The following is a 15,288-nucleotide window of genomic DNA, read 5'->3' on the forward strand; positions in this document are numbered from 1 at the left end:
CCACGGCAGCTTCACCCGCGCCGGTTCCAAAAAACTGTGACCGGCGAGCCCTGGATTGCCCGATATGGGGAAGATGCGTCCGAGGCTGGCCGAATTAGTTGACAGTGCCGACGGGCGTATTACAGGATCACCTCGCTCGCACGGTCCGGCACCGACCAGCCAACGGGGGCAGGGGGCACCGCCAGACAGGTTCGCTCCATCATGCGTCTTGGAAACACACCCTTAGTTCAGCACAACTCCTGATCAAGTAGAGCCGTTATTTCGGTAAAGGAATTTCCTTGACGCGGGACGAGCCCTTCCGCGGCGTGCGCCAAGAGAATTCACTGACGCTCGCGTTGATTAATGGGGACCGTCGCGCGGCGGGGCAAGGAAAAGCGGACATGCACAGCAGACAGGGGGAATGGCATGCGTGTCAGGACGGTTGACGGTCACCTCCTGATCGGTGACCCCAGGCTGCCGCTGCGGGTGCTCTTCTTCCACTACGCGGGCGCGACCGCACTGTCCATGCTTCCGCTCGCCCGCGCCCTGCCGCCGGGCTGTGCCGCGGTCGCGTTCGAGCTGGACGGCCGGGGGGAGCTGACCGACGCTCCCCCGGTGCGCAGCTTCGACGACGCGGTGAAGCGGCTCCTCCCGGCGTTCCGCAGCTGGGTCGACCGACCCGCCGTGGTGGTGGGGCACGACGTGGGCGCCCTCCTCGCCCACGCTCTGGTCTCGGCGCTGCCCGACGAACAGCGGCGCCACATCAGGGACGTCGTGCTGTCGGGGTCCCGGTCCCCGGCGACCACCGCGCGGCTGGCGGCGCACCCGCGCGCCCCCTTCTTGACCAGGGCCCGGGAGGAACTCGTCACGGAGCTGCGGCGCCACGGCGGCTGCCCCGCGGAGCTGTTCGACTACCCGCACATGCTCGACCTCGCGGTCACGATGCTCGGCCAGGACCTGCATCTCATGGATACGTACCGCGAACCGCCCACCATGCCGGCGCATGGCGGAACGGACTACCACGTGTGGTTCGGCCGCGGCGACCAGAGCCTGTCCCCCGCGGAGCTGGAGCGGTGGCGGCTGAGCACGCCGTCCTCGCCGCAGCCGCGGGACTTCGCCGGCGGCCACGCCTTCCTGTGCCAGGAGCGGCCGCCGGCCGTCGCCCTCCGCGAGCTGGTGAGCGGCCGGCTGGCCGCTGTCGCCGGCGTCCCGCCGTCCCCGCAGTGCGGCGCCGCCTGAAAGCACCACGGAGGAATTTAAAGCAACTGCTTGACTCGGGCCGCGTGGATGGGGTTGCCTGACCGTGTGGCCAAGGAGGCCCTCGAGGTGCTGTTGCGTAGGCTTCCCTCCTTGGAATCCGCTGTTGCGGTGGAGAACCTGCGGCGGCTCGAGGGACTGGCCGTCGGAGGGGAGCGAGAAGTCCCGGTGCGGTGGTGATCATGGCCGGCAGGACGGTACGGGCGGAGCAGGTCAGCGCGACGCGGGAGCTGATCCTGACCGCGGCGGAGCGGCTGTTCGCCGAGCGCGGGGTGTACGCGGTGTCCAACCGTCAGGTCAGCGAGGCCGCGGGACAGGGGAACAACGCCGCGGTCGGTTATCACTTCGGCACCAAGGCCGACCTGGTGCGCGCCATCGCGCGCAAACACTCCGAACAGATCGAGCGGATCCGCGCCCGGCTGCTGGCCGAGACCGGCGACTCCGACGACATCCGCGACTGGGTGGCCTGCCTGGTGCGACCGGTCCCCGAGCATCTGGCGGCCCTGGGCAGCCCGACGTGGTACGCGCGGTTCTGTGCTCAGGTGATGACCGACCCCGCGCTCCACGAGATCATCGTCGAGGAGTCCCTGTCCTCCGCGTCCCTGCTGCACGTCATCGAAGGACTGAACCGGCGCCTGCCCGACCTGCCCGCCGAGGTCCGCGCCGAGCGCGGCGCCATGGCGCGCGAGCTCATCCTGCACATCAGCGCCGAGCGTGAGCGCGCGCTCGCGGTGAACACCCCTACGCCCCGCGCCTCCTGGCACGACACCGCCACCGGACTGATCGACGCGATCGTCGGCCTGTGGCTGGCCCCGGTCACGCGCTGAGGGAATCGACCTCAGATGGCCAGGCCTTCGGTGGCCTTGAGCACCGCCCGCCGGAACGCCTCCGCGTCGGCGGCCCCGTCCGCCTCCACGGACCGCTGAGCCCACTCCTCCGCGGCCACCCGCAGCGCCCCGTTGAGCATCACCGCCTTGATCCTCGGCAGCAGATCCGCGGGATCGGCTCCGGTGCGGGCGGCGATGATCTCGGTGAAGACGGGTTCGGCGTCATGGTGGACCTGGAGCCAGACGGCGCGCAGCCCCGGCTCCTCGGGGAGCAGGCGGATCAGCTCGCGGAGCGCGGAGGAGGCATCCTGCGGGTCGGCCGCCGCGGGCAGGTCCCACTGGATCCCCTCGCAGAAGGGACGGTCCATGGGCCAGTCGCGCAGCCGCCGGGCGACGGTCTCCAGGCCGGCGGCCAGCAGCGGACGGACACACTCCTCCTTGGAGGGGAAGTAGCGCCACAGCGTGCGGGGCGAGATACCGGCGGCGCGGGCGATCTCCTCGCCCGCGGTCGCCGCCACCCCGCGCTCGCCGAACAGCCGCACCGCCTCATGGGCGATCTCCAGGCGGGTGGCCGCCTTGCGCCGTTCGGTCAGCGGCGGACGACCGGCCGGCCGGGCCGTGCGGGCCGCCACGGCCGCCCGCGTTCCAGGCTGCTCCACGGTGGTCCCCCTTCCGCTGCTCGAGGGCGATGTCCCGGTGGGTTCCCACCTTAGCCAGCGATTTCGGCCCCCGCGCCGGTCGGCACGGGCCACCGGACCCTATTTTCGCCCCTGGATGCCACCATGGCAGTCAGTGCCAAAAACCTCTAGGGTGAGCGCCGGGCGGACGCACGACGGAGTGTCCGTCTGCCGTGTACGGAGGAAGGGATCACCTTGTGAGCAGCACCGGCCTTCAGGGGCGCAGTGTCGTCGTCACCGGAGCGGGATCGGGGATCGGCCGGGCCGCGGCCCTCGCCTTCGCCCGGGAGGGGGCGAAGGTACTGGTCGCCGACCTCGACCAGGAAGGCGCCGACCAGGTCGTCGAGACGATCACGGCCGAGGGGGGAACCGCCCACGCGGTCGTCGGCGATCTGGGCGACCAGCAGGTGGCGGACCGGGTCGTCGCCACGGCCGTGGAGGCCTTCGGCGGGCTGGACGTCCTGGTCAACAACGCCGGGATCATGGACCATATGTCCGCGCTCGGCGAGACCGACGACGCCGAGTGGGGCCGTGTGATCCGGGTGAATCTGACGGCGCCCTTTCTGCTGACGCGTGCCGCGCTGCCGCACATGCTGGCCGCGGGCCGCGGCTCGATCGTCTTCACCGCCTCCGAAGCAGCCCTGCGCGGCAGTGCCGCCGGTGCCGCCTATACAGCCTCCAAGCACGGTGTCGTGGGCCTGGTGAAGTCCCTCGCCGTGATGTACCGGGACCAGGGGATCCGCGCCAACGCCATCGCGCCCGGCGGCACCGCGACCGCCATCCGGGTCGAGGCCCGGCCGGGGGCCCTCGGGCCGACCGTGATCGGCGCCCACGCCAGTGGCATCGGCCGGATAGCCGCCGCCGAGGAGCAGGCCGCCGCCATCCTCTTCCTCGCCTCCGACGCCGCCGGCAACGTCAACGGTGTCGTCCTGCCCGTCGACAACGGCTGGTCCGCCGTCTGACCCGGCCCCCAACTCCCCTACGACCCCCGTTGGTTGACTCTTCACCTCGGTGACATCTGTCGCCGCTGACGCCGTCAGGGAAGGACCGAAGGCTGACCAGGGCATGCCAACTCCCGATAGCCTGCCCCACACCCCCGGTCCACCAGGAGGACGCAGTGACGACAAGCTCGCGCATCCGCAAGGTCCCGCTCATCCTCGGCAGCGCCGTCGCGCTGGTCATCGCCTTTCCGGGCAGCGCGCTCGCCGACCCCCCGAAGGCACTGCCCGCCAACGCGGACGGAATGGAGCAGACGTTCCAGCCGGCCTACGACTACGACACGGACGGCTGCTACCCGAGCCCCGCCATCGGACCCGACGGAACTCTCAACGGCGGCCTCAACCCGTCCGGGAACCCCAACGGCCAGTGCCACGACGCGTCCGACCTCGACAACACCAACGGATACGCGCGCTACAAGTGCAACAACGGCTGGTGCGCGATCATTTACGGCCTCTACTTCGAGAAGGACCAGGCGACGATCGGCGGACACCGCCACGACTGGGAACACGTCGTGGTGTGGGTGCAGAACAACCAGGCGCAGTACGTCTCCACCTCCGCCCACGGCAATTTCCAGGTCCACAGCCGTGACCAGATCCGGTGGGACGGAACGCACCCGAAGGTCGTTTACCACAAGGACGGCCTGAGCACCCACGCCTTCCGCGCCGCGACCTCGGGCGACGAGCCCCCGGAGAACCACTACCACACCTGGCAGTTCCCCAGCCTGGTCGGCTGGAACGGCTACCCCGCGGGGATCCGCGACAAGCTGAGCCAGGCCGACTTCGGCAGCGCCACCTTCGGCCTCAAGGACGGCAACTTCAACGCCCATCTCGCGAAGGCCAAGCCGGCCGGGATTCCGTTCGACCCCAACGCCTGACGGGCGGGGCCGGGGGCGGCACGGACCGCCGCGCCGCCCCCGGCCGCACCGCCCCCAGCCACACAGCACGAGCCCGGATCCCGCACCGACGCATTGACGCGCTCTCAGCAGACCTCTACCTTTTGCTCGACCTCTCGAACCTTGTTCGACACTTCGGACAAGTATCCCTGGAATGAGGCCCGATGACCGCACCGCTGAGAAGGCGTGTCTTCCTCCGTACCGCGACAGGAGTCGCCGCGGCGCCCCTCGTCTCGGCCGTCGGCGCCGACCCGGCGGTGTCCGCCGAGCCCGCGGGGTCCGCCGGCTCGGCCGGCTCCGCCGCGGCCGCCGCGGCCGCCTCGGCGGCAGTGGCGCGCCCCGTGCGGCCGTTCGCGCTGAAGGACGTCACGCTGGGCGAGGGCCTCTTCGCCACCAAGCGCCAGTTGATGCTCGACTACGGCCGGGGCTACGACGTCGACCGGCTGCTCCAGGTCTTCCGCGCCAACGCCGGGCTCGACACGCGCGGCGCCGTCGCGCCGGGCGGCTGGGAGGGGCTGGACGGCGAGGCCAACGGCAACCTCCGCGGCCACTACACCGGCCACTTCCTCACCATGCTCGCCCAGGCGTACGGCAGCACCGGCGAGGAGGCGTACGCGGAGAAGATCCGCGCCATGGTCGGCGCCCTGACCGAGGTCCGCGAGGCGCTCCGCGAGGAGCCGCGCGCGCTCGGTGTGCCGGGCAGATTCGGCATGGCGGTGGAGCAGATCCGCGGCTCCTACCAGTACATCGACCTGCCCGCCGATGTGCTCGGCGCGGCCGGCGCCCTCACCCTCTCCGCCTGGATACGCCCGGCGCACACCGCCGACTGGGCCCGCGTCTTCGACTTCGGCAACGACACGACCCGCTATCTCTACCTGGCCGCGCGCAACGCGGGCGGCGTCCCGCGGTTCGCCATCACCACCGGCGGCCCCGGCCAGGAGCAGGCGCTCGACGGCACCGCGCCGCTGCCGCCGCACGAGTGGAGCCATGTGGCCGTGACGCTCACCGGCAGCACCGGGACGCTCTACGTCAACGGCGCCGCGGTGCGCACGAACACCGCCCTGACCCTCACCCCCGCCGCGCTCGGCGCCCTGGCCCACGGCTGGCTGGGCCGCTCGGGCTTCCCCGGCGACCCGGTCTTCGCCGGCGCCTTCGACGAAGTGAACATCTGGTCGCGGGCGCTGACCGCCGCCGAGATCGCCGAGCTCCAGGACACCCCGGCCGCCGACATCTCCGCGGGCCCGGGCGATCTGGCCTCGTACGGACTCGGCGAGAGCGGCGCCACCACCTTCGCGGACGCGTCCGGACACGGGCGGCCCGCCACCCTGCGCCGCACCTGGGGCGGCCCCAGCCATCCGGGGTTTCTCGCCGCGTACCCGGAGACGCAGTTCATCACCCTGGAGTCGATGACCAAGGGCGACTACACGGTGGTGTGGGCGCCGTACTACACCGCGCACAAGATCCTGCGGGGGCTCCTCGACGCGTATCTGAACACCGAGGACGCCCGGGCGCTCGACCTCGCGAGCGGTATGTGCGACTGGATGCACTCACGCCTGTCCAAGCTGCCCGCGGCCACGCTGCAACGCATGTGGGGGATCTTCTCCAGCGGCGAGTTCGGCGGGATCGTCGAGGCGATCTGCGACCTCCACGCGATCACCGGCAAGGCCGAACACCTCGCCCTGGCCCGGCTGTTCGACCTCGACCGGCTCATCGACGCCTGCGCCGCGGGCGAGGACATCCTCAGCGGGCTGCACGCCAACCAGCACATCCCCATCTTCACCGGACTGCTCCGGCTGTACGACGAAACCGGCGAGGAACGTTACCTGAAGGCCGCTCAGAACTTCTGGGGCATGGTCGTCCCGACCCGCATGTACGGCATCGGCGGCACCAGCACCGCGGAGTTCTGGAAGGACGCCGGGACCATCTCCGGAACGCTCAGCGACACCAACGCCGAGACGTGCTGCGCGTACAACATGCTCAAGCTCACCCGGACGCTGTTCTTCCACCGGCAGGATCCGGCCTACATGGATTACTACGAGCGCGCCCTCTACAACCAGGTCCTCGGCTCCAAGCAGGACCGGGCCGACCAGGAAAAGCCCCTCGTCACGTACTTCATCGGCCTGCTGCCCGGCCACGTCCGCGACTACACCCCCAAGGCGGGCACCACCTGCTGCGAGGGCACGGGCATGGAGAGCGCCACCAAATACCAGGACTCGGTGTACTTCGCGGCCTCCGACGCCACCGCCCTCTACGTCAACCTGTCCAGCCCCTCCACGCTGACCTGGGCCGACCGGGGCATCACCGTCACCCAGACCACCCGCTACCCGGTCGAGCAGGGCACCACGCTCACCATCCGGGGAAGGCAGGCCGCCTTCGACCTCCGCCTGCGGGTGCCCGCCTGGGCGACCGGCGGCTTCCGGGTCACGGTCAACGGAAAGCGGGCCAAGGGGACCCCGGTCCCCGGCAGCTACTTCACGGTGTCCCGGACCTGGCGCGACGGGGACACGGTCCGCGTCTCGGTCCCCTTCCGGCTGAGGGTCGAGACGGCTCTCGACGACCCGGCGACGCAGACCCTCTTCTACGGCCCCGTCAACCTGGTGGCCCGCGACCCCGGCCGGGACTACCTGCGGCTGGGGCTGTACCGCAACGCGGCCCTGTCGGGCGACCTGCTGCCTTCGCTCACCCCCGTGCCGGGCAAGCCGCTCCACTACACCCTGGGCGAGGTCGAACTGGCGCCGTTCCACGAGGGCACCGAGGACCCCACACACGCCTACTTCCGGCGAGCCGAGCCCGCCGTCGTCTTCGGCGGCACCGACTCCGGCATAGCCAACCCCGCCAAGTCCGACGGCACCACGCTCCTTGACGAGATCTGGGCCGGGGCCCCGTTCGGGAGCAAGGCCGCACTCGTCCGACATGTGGAGACCACGGTGGACACGTGGGTGACGGCCGGGCTGCTCGGCCGGGCCGAGGGCCAGGCCGTGGTGCGCACCGCGCGCAACGCCTCGTACACCCCTGACACGCCGACCGGGCCTCACGTCGGCGCGGATCCTGCGCAGTCCCGGGTGCGGGACGAGCGCTCGGGCCGCGGGTAGGGACGAGAGAGTAGGGACGAGAGAGAGGACCGCGCGACTCGGCCCGCCCGACCCCGACAGAGAGGCCCACACCCCATGCGCATCGCACTGAGCCAGATCACCACCGGCCCGGAGCCCCAGCGGAACCTGGCCGTCCTGCGCGAGCAGGCGGGCCGCGCGGCGGAGGCCGGCGCCCGTCTCGTGGTGTTCCCCGAAGCGGCGATGGCGTGCTTCGGCACCCGGCTCGGTCCGCTCGCCGAGCCGTTGGACGGCCCGTGGGCCACCGAGGTCCGGCAGATCGCCAAGGACACGGGTCTGGTGGTCGTGGCGGGCATGTTCACCCCGGCACGAGACGGCCGGGTGACCAACACCCTGCTGGCCACCGGCCCCGGGGTGGAGACCTCCTACGACAAGATCCATCTGTATGACGCCTTCGGCTTCACCGAGTCCAGGACCGTGGCCCCGGGCTCGAAGGTGGTGACCTTCGACCTCGACGGCGTCCGGATCGGCCTGGCCACCTGCTACGACGTGCGCTTCCCCGAACTGTTCCGGGCCCACGCCGACGCCGGCGCGCAGCTCTCGCTGCTGCCCGCCTCCTGGGGCGCGGGGCCCGGCAAGCGCGAACAGTGGGAGCTGCTCATCCGGGCGCGGGCGCTGGACGCCACCGTATGGCTGGCCGCCGTGGGCCAGGCCGACCCCGCGGCCACCGGGCTCGCGCCCGCGACCTCCGCCCCCACCGGCATCGGCCACAGCGCCCTCATCGGCCCCGACGGCACCGTGCGGGAGCGGCTGGAGGCGGGCCCGGGCCTTCTGGTGGGGGACGTGGACCGCGCCGAGGTCGCCGCCGTGCGGCGCTCGGTGTCCGTCCTGGCCAACCGCAGGCTGGGCGCCCCTTGAGCCGACCGGGGCTTCAGGGGACCGACGGACGCGAAGGAGTCCTCAGCCCAGGCCCGGCACCACCATGGCCAGCCAGGCCACGGCCGGGACCACCGCCACCACCACTCCCCCGTACACCATCAGCTGCCGGAAGAACCGGTCCCGGTCGACGTCGGGCGCGGCCGCGAGCACCAGGGCGCCGTTGGTGGAGAAGGGGCTGACGTCGACCACGGTGGCCGAGACCGAGAGGGCGGCGACCATCCCGACCGCGCCGATGTCGCCCTTGGCGAGGAAGGGGACCGCGAGCGGTATCAGCGCGCCCATGATGCCGACGGACGAGGCGAAGGCGGAGATGATGGCGCCGATGTAGCACAGCAGGAGCGCCGCGAGGAGGGGGACGCCGATGTCGCTGACGGCCCGCCCCGCGTAGTCGATGGTGCCCATCTCCTGGAGCACGCCGACATAGGTGAGCACCCCGCAGATCAGCAGCACCGTCGGCCAGGAGATCTCGTTGGCCGCCTTCTTGCCGTCCTTGGGCCAGAACAGGCTCAGCAGGGCGGCGAGGGTGATCGCGGCGAGGCCCGCGTCGAGGTCGAAGACGAGCACGGCGACGACGAGGGCGACCAGGGCGAGGAGGGTCGCCACCCGGTCGGGGGTCAGGCCGAGCGCCGATTCCCCGGCGGGCGGGCCGGTGGGCGCCGGGCCGCTCCCGTCGGCCGGTGCGGGCTCGGTGGCGGCAGCGGCCGGGGCGGCCGGCCGGGGTGCCGTGGCCGCGTGGCGCGGCAGCTTCAGGCCGCCGCAGACGACGAAGACGACGGCGGCGATGACCAGGTTGACCACCAGACTGGCCAGGAAGAGCGTGATCTCGTTGCCCGGCAGCTTCTCCCGTTCCACGATCCCGTTCACGATCGAGCCGTAGATGCTGATCGGCGAGAAGCCGCCGCCCTGGGCGCCGTGCACCACCATGGCCCCCATCAGCAGCGGGCTGATGTCGTACCGCGCGGCGAAGCTCAGCGCGATGGGGGCGACGATGGCCACGGCGGCCGGGCTCACCGCGCCGATCGCGGTGAGCACACCGGTGATCGCGAACATCACCCAGGGGATCAGCGCCACCCGCCCGCGCACGAGTCTGACGGCGGCGTGGACCAGCCACTCCGTGGTGCCGTTGGCCCGGGCGAGGGCGAACAGATACGTCACACCCACGAGGACCACGAACAGGTCTCCGGGGAAGCCCGCGAAGATGCCGTCCGCGTCAAGGTCGGCGACCAGCTCTCCCACGCCGAACGCGGCGGCGAAGGACAGGGCTCCCATGTTGACGGACCGGGTGGTGGCCAGCACGAAGACCGCCACCAGCACAATGATCGAGATGAGTTCGGGGGACAATGAGAGCTCCCGTCGCCAAGTGGCCAGTGGCTGAATCACGGTGGGCCCCACGGTGCGTCATAGTCAATAGATCGGCGAGCCTTCGCTCGCTCCCTCTCCTTACGGCGCCCCCGCTCCTTACGGCTCGGTGGGGTCGGCGGGCGGCTCCTCGGCCGGGAAGAGGATCGGGCTGATCAGGTAGCGGGCGCGGTCGGCCGTGGGCCGGTTGGCCAGCCGGGGCGCGATCGCGGCGCGCAACTCGCCGATCAGCTCCTGGAGTTCGTCCCGGGTGAGCCAGGCCGCGTGCTGCCGGTAGCCGACGAGATCCGCCACCGGGTCGGCACCGTCCCGGTCGAGGTAGGCGTTGAACTCGGCGGCCAGGGTGGCCATCGCCGCGGCGAACCCGCGCCGGTAGTCGTCGAGCGACAGCGACTCCATCATGCCGGCGTCGATGACCGCTCGTTCCTGACACAGCCGGTATCGGCGCTCCACCGCGCCGCGCACCCGCCGTTCTTCGGCCACCTCCAGGATCCCCCCGGCCGCGAGCAGATCGATATGCCGGTAGACCGTGGCCTTCGAGACATCGGGGATCCGAGCACACAACTGGGACGTCGTCAGCTGCCGTTCCCCGCGCAGCGCGTGCACAACCCGAAGCCGCACCGGGTGCGCCAGAAGCTCCAACGTGTCCATCGCCCAACGATCTCACATGTGCTACCTTTCGCAAAAATGAGAACGTAGGAGGGGCGGGATGACGACAGGGACCGATCCGGCGACGACCGCCGTCGCGGTCGTCGAGATGGCGCGCAAGGGATGCTTCGCCGAGATCGAGGGGCTGTTCGCGCCGCCGCTGCGGGCGGCCGTGTCCGCCGAGATGCTGAAGGTCGCCTGGGCGCTCGAGACGGGCAAGCACGGAGCGGTCACCGCCATCGGGGAGCCGGTGAGCGAGCCGGCCGGGGCGGGGCGGGTCCGGGTGAGCGTCCCCGTGTCCTGCGAGCGCGGGGGGCTCACCGTCGTCATGTCGGTCGACGACGCCGGCGATCTGAACGGTCTGCGGTTCGCGCCCGCGACCACCGTCTCGTGGACACCGCCGCCGTATGCCGCTCCGGAGAGGTTCGAGGAGAGCGAGGTCACGCTCGGCTCCGCGCCGCTCGCCGTGTCCGGCACGCTGAGCCTGCCGCCGGGGCCGGGCCCCTGGCCGGGCGTGGTGTTGCTCGCCGGAGGGGGACCCTTCGACCGCGACGGGACCGGCGGGCCGAACAAGCCGCTCAAGGACCTCGCATGGGGGCTGGCGAGCCGGGGCGTGGCGGTGCTGCGGTTCGACAAGGTCACCTACACCCACCCCGGCCAGGTGGCGGCCGCGCCCGGCTTCACGATGGCCGACGAGTACGTCCCGCACGCGGTCGCCGCCGTGCGGGCGCTCCGGCGCGAGCCGACCGTGGATCCGGCGCGGGTCTTCGTGGTCGGCCACAGCATGGGCGGCAAGGCGGCCCCGCGGGTGGCGGCCGCCGAGCCGTCGGTCGCCGGTCTGGTGCTCCTGGCCGGTGACGCGCAGCCGATGCACGAGGCCGCGGTCCGCGTCACGCGCCACCTCGCCTCGCTGAACCCCGGCCCCGCCGCGCACGCCGCCGTCGAGGCGATGGCGCGTCAGGCCGCCGTGGTCGCGAGCCCCGACCTGTCGCCCTCGACACCGGCGGAAACACTCCCGCTCGGCCTGTCGGCCGCGTACTGGCTCGACCTGCGCGACTACGACCCGGTCGCGACCGCGGCGGAACTGGACAGACCCATGCTCGTGCTCCAGGGCGGTCGCGACTATCAGGTGACCGTCGCGGACGATCTCTCACGGTGGCAGGCGGGCCTCGCCCGCCGACCCGATGTGACGACGCGCGTGTACGAGGCCGACAACCACCTGTTCTTTCCCGGCTCGGGCCCCTCCACGCCCGCCGAATACGAAGCCGCGCAACACGTCGACCCGGCCGTCGTCGCCGATATCGCCGAGTGGCTGACGCCACCAGCGTGAGTGTTCAGGCCAGGTTCACCCAGGCGCGCCGCGCGGCGGAGCGGGCCATGGCGTCCAGCGCGGCGGCGCTGTGGACGGCGTCGTCCAGGGTGGCGCCGTACGCCGTGCTCTCGGCGATGGAGCGCAGGAAGTGGTACGCCTCGATGACCTTGAGATCGTCGTAGCTCATGCTGTTGGCCGAGCCGGGCTGGAAGGCGCCGTACTCGCCGTGTCCGGGGCCCACGTACACGGTGCTGACGGGCTGGTCCTGGTAGGCGGTGCCGCGGCTGACGCCGAGCTCACCCATGCGGCGGAAGTCCCAGAAGACCGCGCCCTTGGTGCCGTGGATCTCGAAGCCGAAGTTGTTCTGCTCGCCGGCCGAGACCCGGCACGCCTCCAGCACACCCCGCCCGCCGGAGGCGAAGCGCAGCAGGCAGGAGACGTAGTCCTCGTTCTCCACCGGGCCCAACTCGCCGCCCGTGGAGCGGGTGTGGCCGGCGGTGGCCCCGGTGGGGCGGGCCCGCTCGGGCACGAAGACCGCGGTGTCGGCGGCCAGCGACTCGATCTCGCCGACCAGAAAGCGCGCCAGGTCCACGCCGTGCGAGGCCAGGTCGCCGAGCACTCCGCTGCCGCCGCGCCGGCGCTCGTACCGCCAGGTCAGGGCACCTTCGGGGTGGGCGGCGTAGTCGCTGAACAGCCGGATGCGGACATGGGTGACGGCGCCGATCTCCCCGGCGGCGATCAGTTCGCGGGCGGCGGCGACGGCGGGCGCGTTGCGGTAGTTGAAGCCGACGGTGCCCTGGACACCGGCCTTGGCCACGGCACCGGCGACCGCGCGGGCGTCCTCAGCGGTCAGGCCGACCGGCTTCTCGATCCAGATGTGCTTGCCCGCCTCGGCCATGGCGGTGCCGATCTCGCGGTGCAGGAAGTTCGGGGCGGCGATGCTCACCGCCCGGACCCGGGGGTCGGCGGCCACCTCCCGCCAGTCCCGGGCCGCGGTGGCGAAGCCGTACCGCTCGGCGGCCTCTTCGGCCCGGCCGGGCACCTCGTCGGCCACGACGACCAGTTCGGGCCGCACGGACAGCTGGGGGAAGTGGTGCGGCACGCGGGTGTACGCCTGGGTGTGCACCCGTCCCATCCAGCCGAACCCCACGACGGCGACGCCGAGCGTACTCACCATGACTGCTCTCCCATGACTGCCCTGTTCGGGACCATGACCGCTCTGTTTTGGACCGGTCCATAACTTCCCGGCCCACCCTGAGGCCCGTCTCCACACCTGTCAATCCCCCTTTGACAACCCGGGGCGCGCCATGGAACGGTCCAGTACATGAGACCACCGACGATCCGCGATGTCGCCGAACGGGCCGGAGTGTCGAAATCGCTGGTCTCCCTTGTGCTGCGCGGCTCGGGCCAGGTCCGCCCGGAGAAGCGGCAGGCCGTCCTGGACGCCGTCGAGGAGCTCGGGTACCGGCCCAACGCCGCCGCGCGCAGCCTCAGTGAGCGGCGCACCCGCACCGTCGGGGTGCTCCTGAACGACATGCGCAACCCCTGGTTCGTGGAGTTGCTCGACGGCCTCAACTCCCGGCTGCACGACTCCGGTCTGCGCATGCTGCTGGCCGACGGCCACCTCAATCGGCGCCTCGGCGAGGACCTCACCCGCACCTTCACGGATCTGCGGGTCGACGGCCTGATCGCCGTCGGCACGCTGCCGGCCCCCGAGGCGCTGCGCACCGCGGCCGGGCAGGTGCCCATCGTGGTGGCGGGCGCCCGCGAGCCCGTGCTGCCCGGCGTGGACGTCGTCGCGGGCGACGACGAGCACGGCGCCCGCCTGGCCACCGAACACCTCATCGGCCTCGGCCACCGGCGCATCGCCCATATCGCGGGGCAGGGGGCGGTCGGCGAGTTGCGCCGCCGTGGCTTCGAGGCGGTGATGCGCGAGCGCGGACTGGGCGGAACGGCGCGCGTGGAGCAGGGCGACCTGACCGAGGAGGGCGGCTATCGGGCCACGGTGCGGCTGCTCAGCGCCCGCGAGCGGCCCACCGCCGTCTTCGCGTTCAACGACATAGCCGGTGTCGGCGCCCTGTCGGCCGCCGAGGAGCTCGGCCTCCAGGTGCCCCGCGACCTGTCCCTCGTCGGCTACGACAACACCTACCTCGCGCGCCTGCGCCATCTGTGGCTCACCACCGTGGACAACGCCAGCCACGACGTGGGCCGCCGTGCCGCGCAGTGTCTGCTCGACCGGATCGCCGACCCCGGCCGCCCCGGCGAGACCGTCCTGACCACCCCGGCCCTCGAAGTCCGCGGCACGACGGCGCGGTGCCCCGGCCCGCCCGGCCCGCCGTAGCCGCCGCGGGCCGTCGCCTACCGGGGCGTCGTCTCCGGCGCGGTCCGGCCCGTGAGGCTGAGCGCGTTGGCCACCACGACGGCTCCCATGCCGGTCCACTCGATCCACCCCAGGCGCTGCCCGAGTACGACCCATCCCACCACGGCGGCGAGGACGGGGTTGACGCTCATGAAGAGCCCGAAGGCCGGTGCCGGTACGCGGCGCAGGGTGAACAGGTCCGCGAGGTACGGCACGGCCGACGAGAGGACCCCGGCGGCGACGGCGCAGCCGACGGCCTGCGCGGTCGGCGGCTGCCTGACGGCGAGGACGACCCCGACGGGCAGGAACATCAGGGCGGAGAGCGCTGCGGCGGCCGCCGATCCCTGCGCCCCGGGGATGCGTTGGCCGACGGTGCGGTTGAGCAGGATGTAGGACGCCCAGCAGACGGCGGCCAGCAGGCCCAGGCCCATCCCGAGGTAGTCGGCGGAGGGCCGCGGGCGCATCAGGATGACGACACCCGCCGCGGCCAGCACCGCCCAGCACGCGTCCGCGCGGCGGCGTGAGGCGGCCAGGGCGATGGCGAGCGGGCCGAGGAACTCCAGGGTCACCGCCAGCCCGAGGCCGATGCGGTCGATGGCGCTGTAGAGGGAGAGGTTCATCGTCCCGAACACCAGGGCCAGCAGCAGCACCGGCCACCACTGTGGCCAGGTGAAGGTGCGCGGCCGGGGGCGGCCGACGGCGATCAGGACGATGGCGGCGACGTACTGGCGCACCGCGACGACGCCGAGGGGGCCGAGCACGGGGAAGGCGAAGGACCCGGTCGCGGCGCCGATCTGGTTGGACAGGCCGCTGCCGGCCATGGTGGCCACACCGGCCAGGCGCCCTCCCCCGGGCTTCGGGGCGAAGGCTGCCGGGGCCGTCCGGTGCGCGGAGGCTGCCGCACGTGCGGATGCTGTTCGCATGCCCTGATCCTGCGGCGGCCCGGAGCTTGCGCAAAATGCATCGACGCCTCGGTCTATACGCTTGAGT

Annotated in this window: 13 protein-coding genes; 8 read left to right on the top strand and 5 right to left on the bottom strand. The window is 72.1% G+C overall.

Annotated elements, in window-relative coordinates:
• The first annotated feature begins 405 nt into the window (after window positions 1-405).
• Together ACWY4P_RS06785 and ACWY4P_RS06790 are read left to right on the top strand one after the other, a co-directional pair.
• Window positions 406-1,218, top strand: coding sequence for a thioesterase II family protein (locus ACWY4P_RS06785; protein ID WP_456209224.1), 813 nt, complete (start codon window positions 406-408; stop codon window positions 1,216-1,218).
• Between the two features lie 200 nt (window positions 1,219-1,418).
• On the top strand, window positions 1,419-2,063 hold the full coding sequence (locus tag ACWY4P_RS06790) for a TetR/AcrR family transcriptional regulator (RefSeq protein WP_456209225.1): 645 nt from the start codon (window positions 1,419-1,421) through the stop codon (window positions 2,061-2,063).
• A gap of 11 nt (window positions 2,064-2,074) precedes the next feature.
• On the opposite strand, the gene ACWY4P_RS06795 is transcribed toward ACWY4P_RS06790, so the two are convergent.
• Window positions 2,075-2,722: a TetR/AcrR family transcriptional regulator gene (locus ACWY4P_RS06795; RefSeq protein ID WP_456209226.1), complete on the bottom strand. Its 648-nt coding sequence runs from the start codon at window positions 2,720-2,722 to the stop codon at window positions 2,075-2,077.
• Between the two features lie 215 nt (window positions 2,723-2,937).
• Between ACWY4P_RS06795 and ACWY4P_RS06800 the strand changes: the two genes are divergently transcribed.
• From ACWY4P_RS06800 to ACWY4P_RS06815, 4 genes are all read left to right on the top strand, one after another.
• A complete protein-coding gene (locus ACWY4P_RS06800) occupies window positions 2,938-3,702 on the top strand; it encodes an SDR family NAD(P)-dependent oxidoreductase (RefSeq protein WP_456209227.1) in 765 nt (254 codons plus the stop codon).
• Between the two features lie 155 nt (window positions 3,703-3,857).
• On the top strand, window positions 3,858-4,613 hold the full coding sequence (locus ACWY4P_RS06805; RefSeq protein ID WP_456209228.1) for an NPP1 family protein: 756 nt from the start codon (window positions 3,858-3,860) through the stop codon (window positions 4,611-4,613).
• Between the two features lie 182 nt (window positions 4,614-4,795).
• Window positions 4,796-7,723, top strand: coding sequence for a beta-L-arabinofuranosidase domain-containing protein (locus tag ACWY4P_RS06810; RefSeq protein ID WP_456209229.1), 2,928 nt, complete (start codon window positions 4,796-4,798; stop codon window positions 7,721-7,723).
• A gap of 75 nt (window positions 7,724-7,798) precedes the next feature.
• The gene (locus ACWY4P_RS06815) at window positions 7,799-8,599 is read left to right on the top strand and encodes a carbon-nitrogen hydrolase family protein (protein ID WP_456209230.1); all 801 of its coding nucleotides are present in this window, start codon (window positions 7,799-7,801) and stop codon (window positions 8,597-8,599) included.
• A 42-nt stretch (window positions 8,600-8,641) separates the two neighbouring features.
• Here ACWY4P_RS06815 and ACWY4P_RS06820 read toward each other — a convergent pair whose 3' ends face one another.
• Both ACWY4P_RS06820 and ACWY4P_RS06825 read right to left on the bottom strand, forming a co-directional pair.
• Window positions 8,642-9,961: an SLC13 family permease gene (locus tag ACWY4P_RS06820; RefSeq protein WP_456209231.1), complete on the bottom strand. Its 1,320-nt coding sequence runs from the start codon at window positions 9,959-9,961 to the stop codon at window positions 8,642-8,644.
• A gap of 117 nt (window positions 9,962-10,078) precedes the next feature.
• Complete coding sequence (locus ACWY4P_RS06825) at window positions 10,079-10,630, bottom strand: helix-turn-helix domain-containing protein (RefSeq protein ID WP_456209232.1); 552 nt, start codon at window positions 10,628-10,630, stop codon at window positions 10,079-10,081.
• A 58-nt stretch (window positions 10,631-10,688) separates the two neighbouring features.
• Between ACWY4P_RS06825 and ACWY4P_RS06830 the strand changes: the two genes are divergently transcribed.
• A complete protein-coding gene (locus ACWY4P_RS06830; protein WP_456209233.1) occupies window positions 10,689-11,957 on the top strand; it encodes an alpha/beta fold hydrolase in 1,269 nt (422 codons plus the stop codon).
• Between the two features lie 4 nt (window positions 11,958-11,961).
• On the opposite strand, the gene ACWY4P_RS06835 is transcribed toward ACWY4P_RS06830, so the two are convergent.
• Window positions 11,962-13,116: a Gfo/Idh/MocA family protein gene (locus ACWY4P_RS06835; RefSeq protein ID WP_456209234.1), complete on the bottom strand. Its 1,155-nt coding sequence runs from the start codon at window positions 13,114-13,116 to the stop codon at window positions 11,962-11,964.
• 147 nt (window positions 13,117-13,263) lie between these two features.
• Here ACWY4P_RS06835 and ACWY4P_RS06840 point away from each other — a divergent pair, with 147 nt between their 5' ends.
• Window positions 13,264-14,280, top strand: coding sequence for a LacI family DNA-binding transcriptional regulator (locus tag ACWY4P_RS06840; RefSeq protein ID WP_456209235.1), 1,017 nt, complete (start codon window positions 13,264-13,266; stop codon window positions 14,278-14,280).
• 17 nt (window positions 14,281-14,297) lie between these two features.
• On the opposite strand, the gene ACWY4P_RS06845 is transcribed toward ACWY4P_RS06840, so the two are convergent.
• Window positions 14,298-15,221, bottom strand: coding sequence for an EamA family transporter (locus ACWY4P_RS06845; protein WP_456209236.1), 924 nt, complete (start codon window positions 15,219-15,221; stop codon window positions 14,298-14,300).
• Window positions 15,222-15,288: the final 67 nt, after the last annotated feature.

This window comes from Streptomyces sp. LZ34, from assembly GCF_053890475.1.

Excerpts from the sequence above, each read along its gene's own strand:
- ACWY4P_RS06785 (WP_456209224.1), top strand. The coding sequence starts at position 406 with ATGCGTGTCAGGACGGTTGACGGTCACCTCCTGATCGGTGACCCCAGG.
- ACWY4P_RS06790 (WP_456209225.1), top strand. The coding sequence starts at position 1,419 with ATGGCCGGCAGGACGGTACGGGCGGAGCAGGTCAGCGCGACGCGGGAG.
- ACWY4P_RS06810 (WP_456209229.1), top strand. The coding sequence starts at position 4,796 with ATGACCGCACCGCTGAGAAGGCGTGTCTTCCTCCGTACCGCGACAGGA.
- ACWY4P_RS06815 (WP_456209230.1), top strand. The coding sequence starts at position 7,799 with ATGCGCATCGCACTGAGCCAGATCACCACCGGCCCGGAGCCCCAGCGG.
- ACWY4P_RS06825 (WP_456209232.1), bottom strand. The coding sequence starts at position 10,630 with ATGGACACGTTGGAGCTTCTGGCGCACCCGGTGCGGCTTCGGGTTGTG.
- ACWY4P_RS06830 (WP_456209233.1), top strand. The coding sequence starts at position 10,689 with ATGACGACAGGGACCGATCCGGCGACGACCGCCGTCGCGGTCGTCGAG.
- ACWY4P_RS06835 (WP_456209234.1), bottom strand. The coding sequence starts at position 13,116 with ATGGTGAGTACGCTCGGCGTCGCCGTCGTGGGGTTCGGCTGGATGGGA.
- ACWY4P_RS06840 (WP_456209235.1), top strand. The coding sequence starts at position 13,264 with ATGAGACCACCGACGATCCGCGATGTCGCCGAACGGGCCGGAGTGTCG.
- ACWY4P_RS06845 (WP_456209236.1), bottom strand. The coding sequence starts at position 15,221 with ATGCGAACAGCATCCGCACGTGCGGCAGCCTCCGCGCACCGGACGGCC.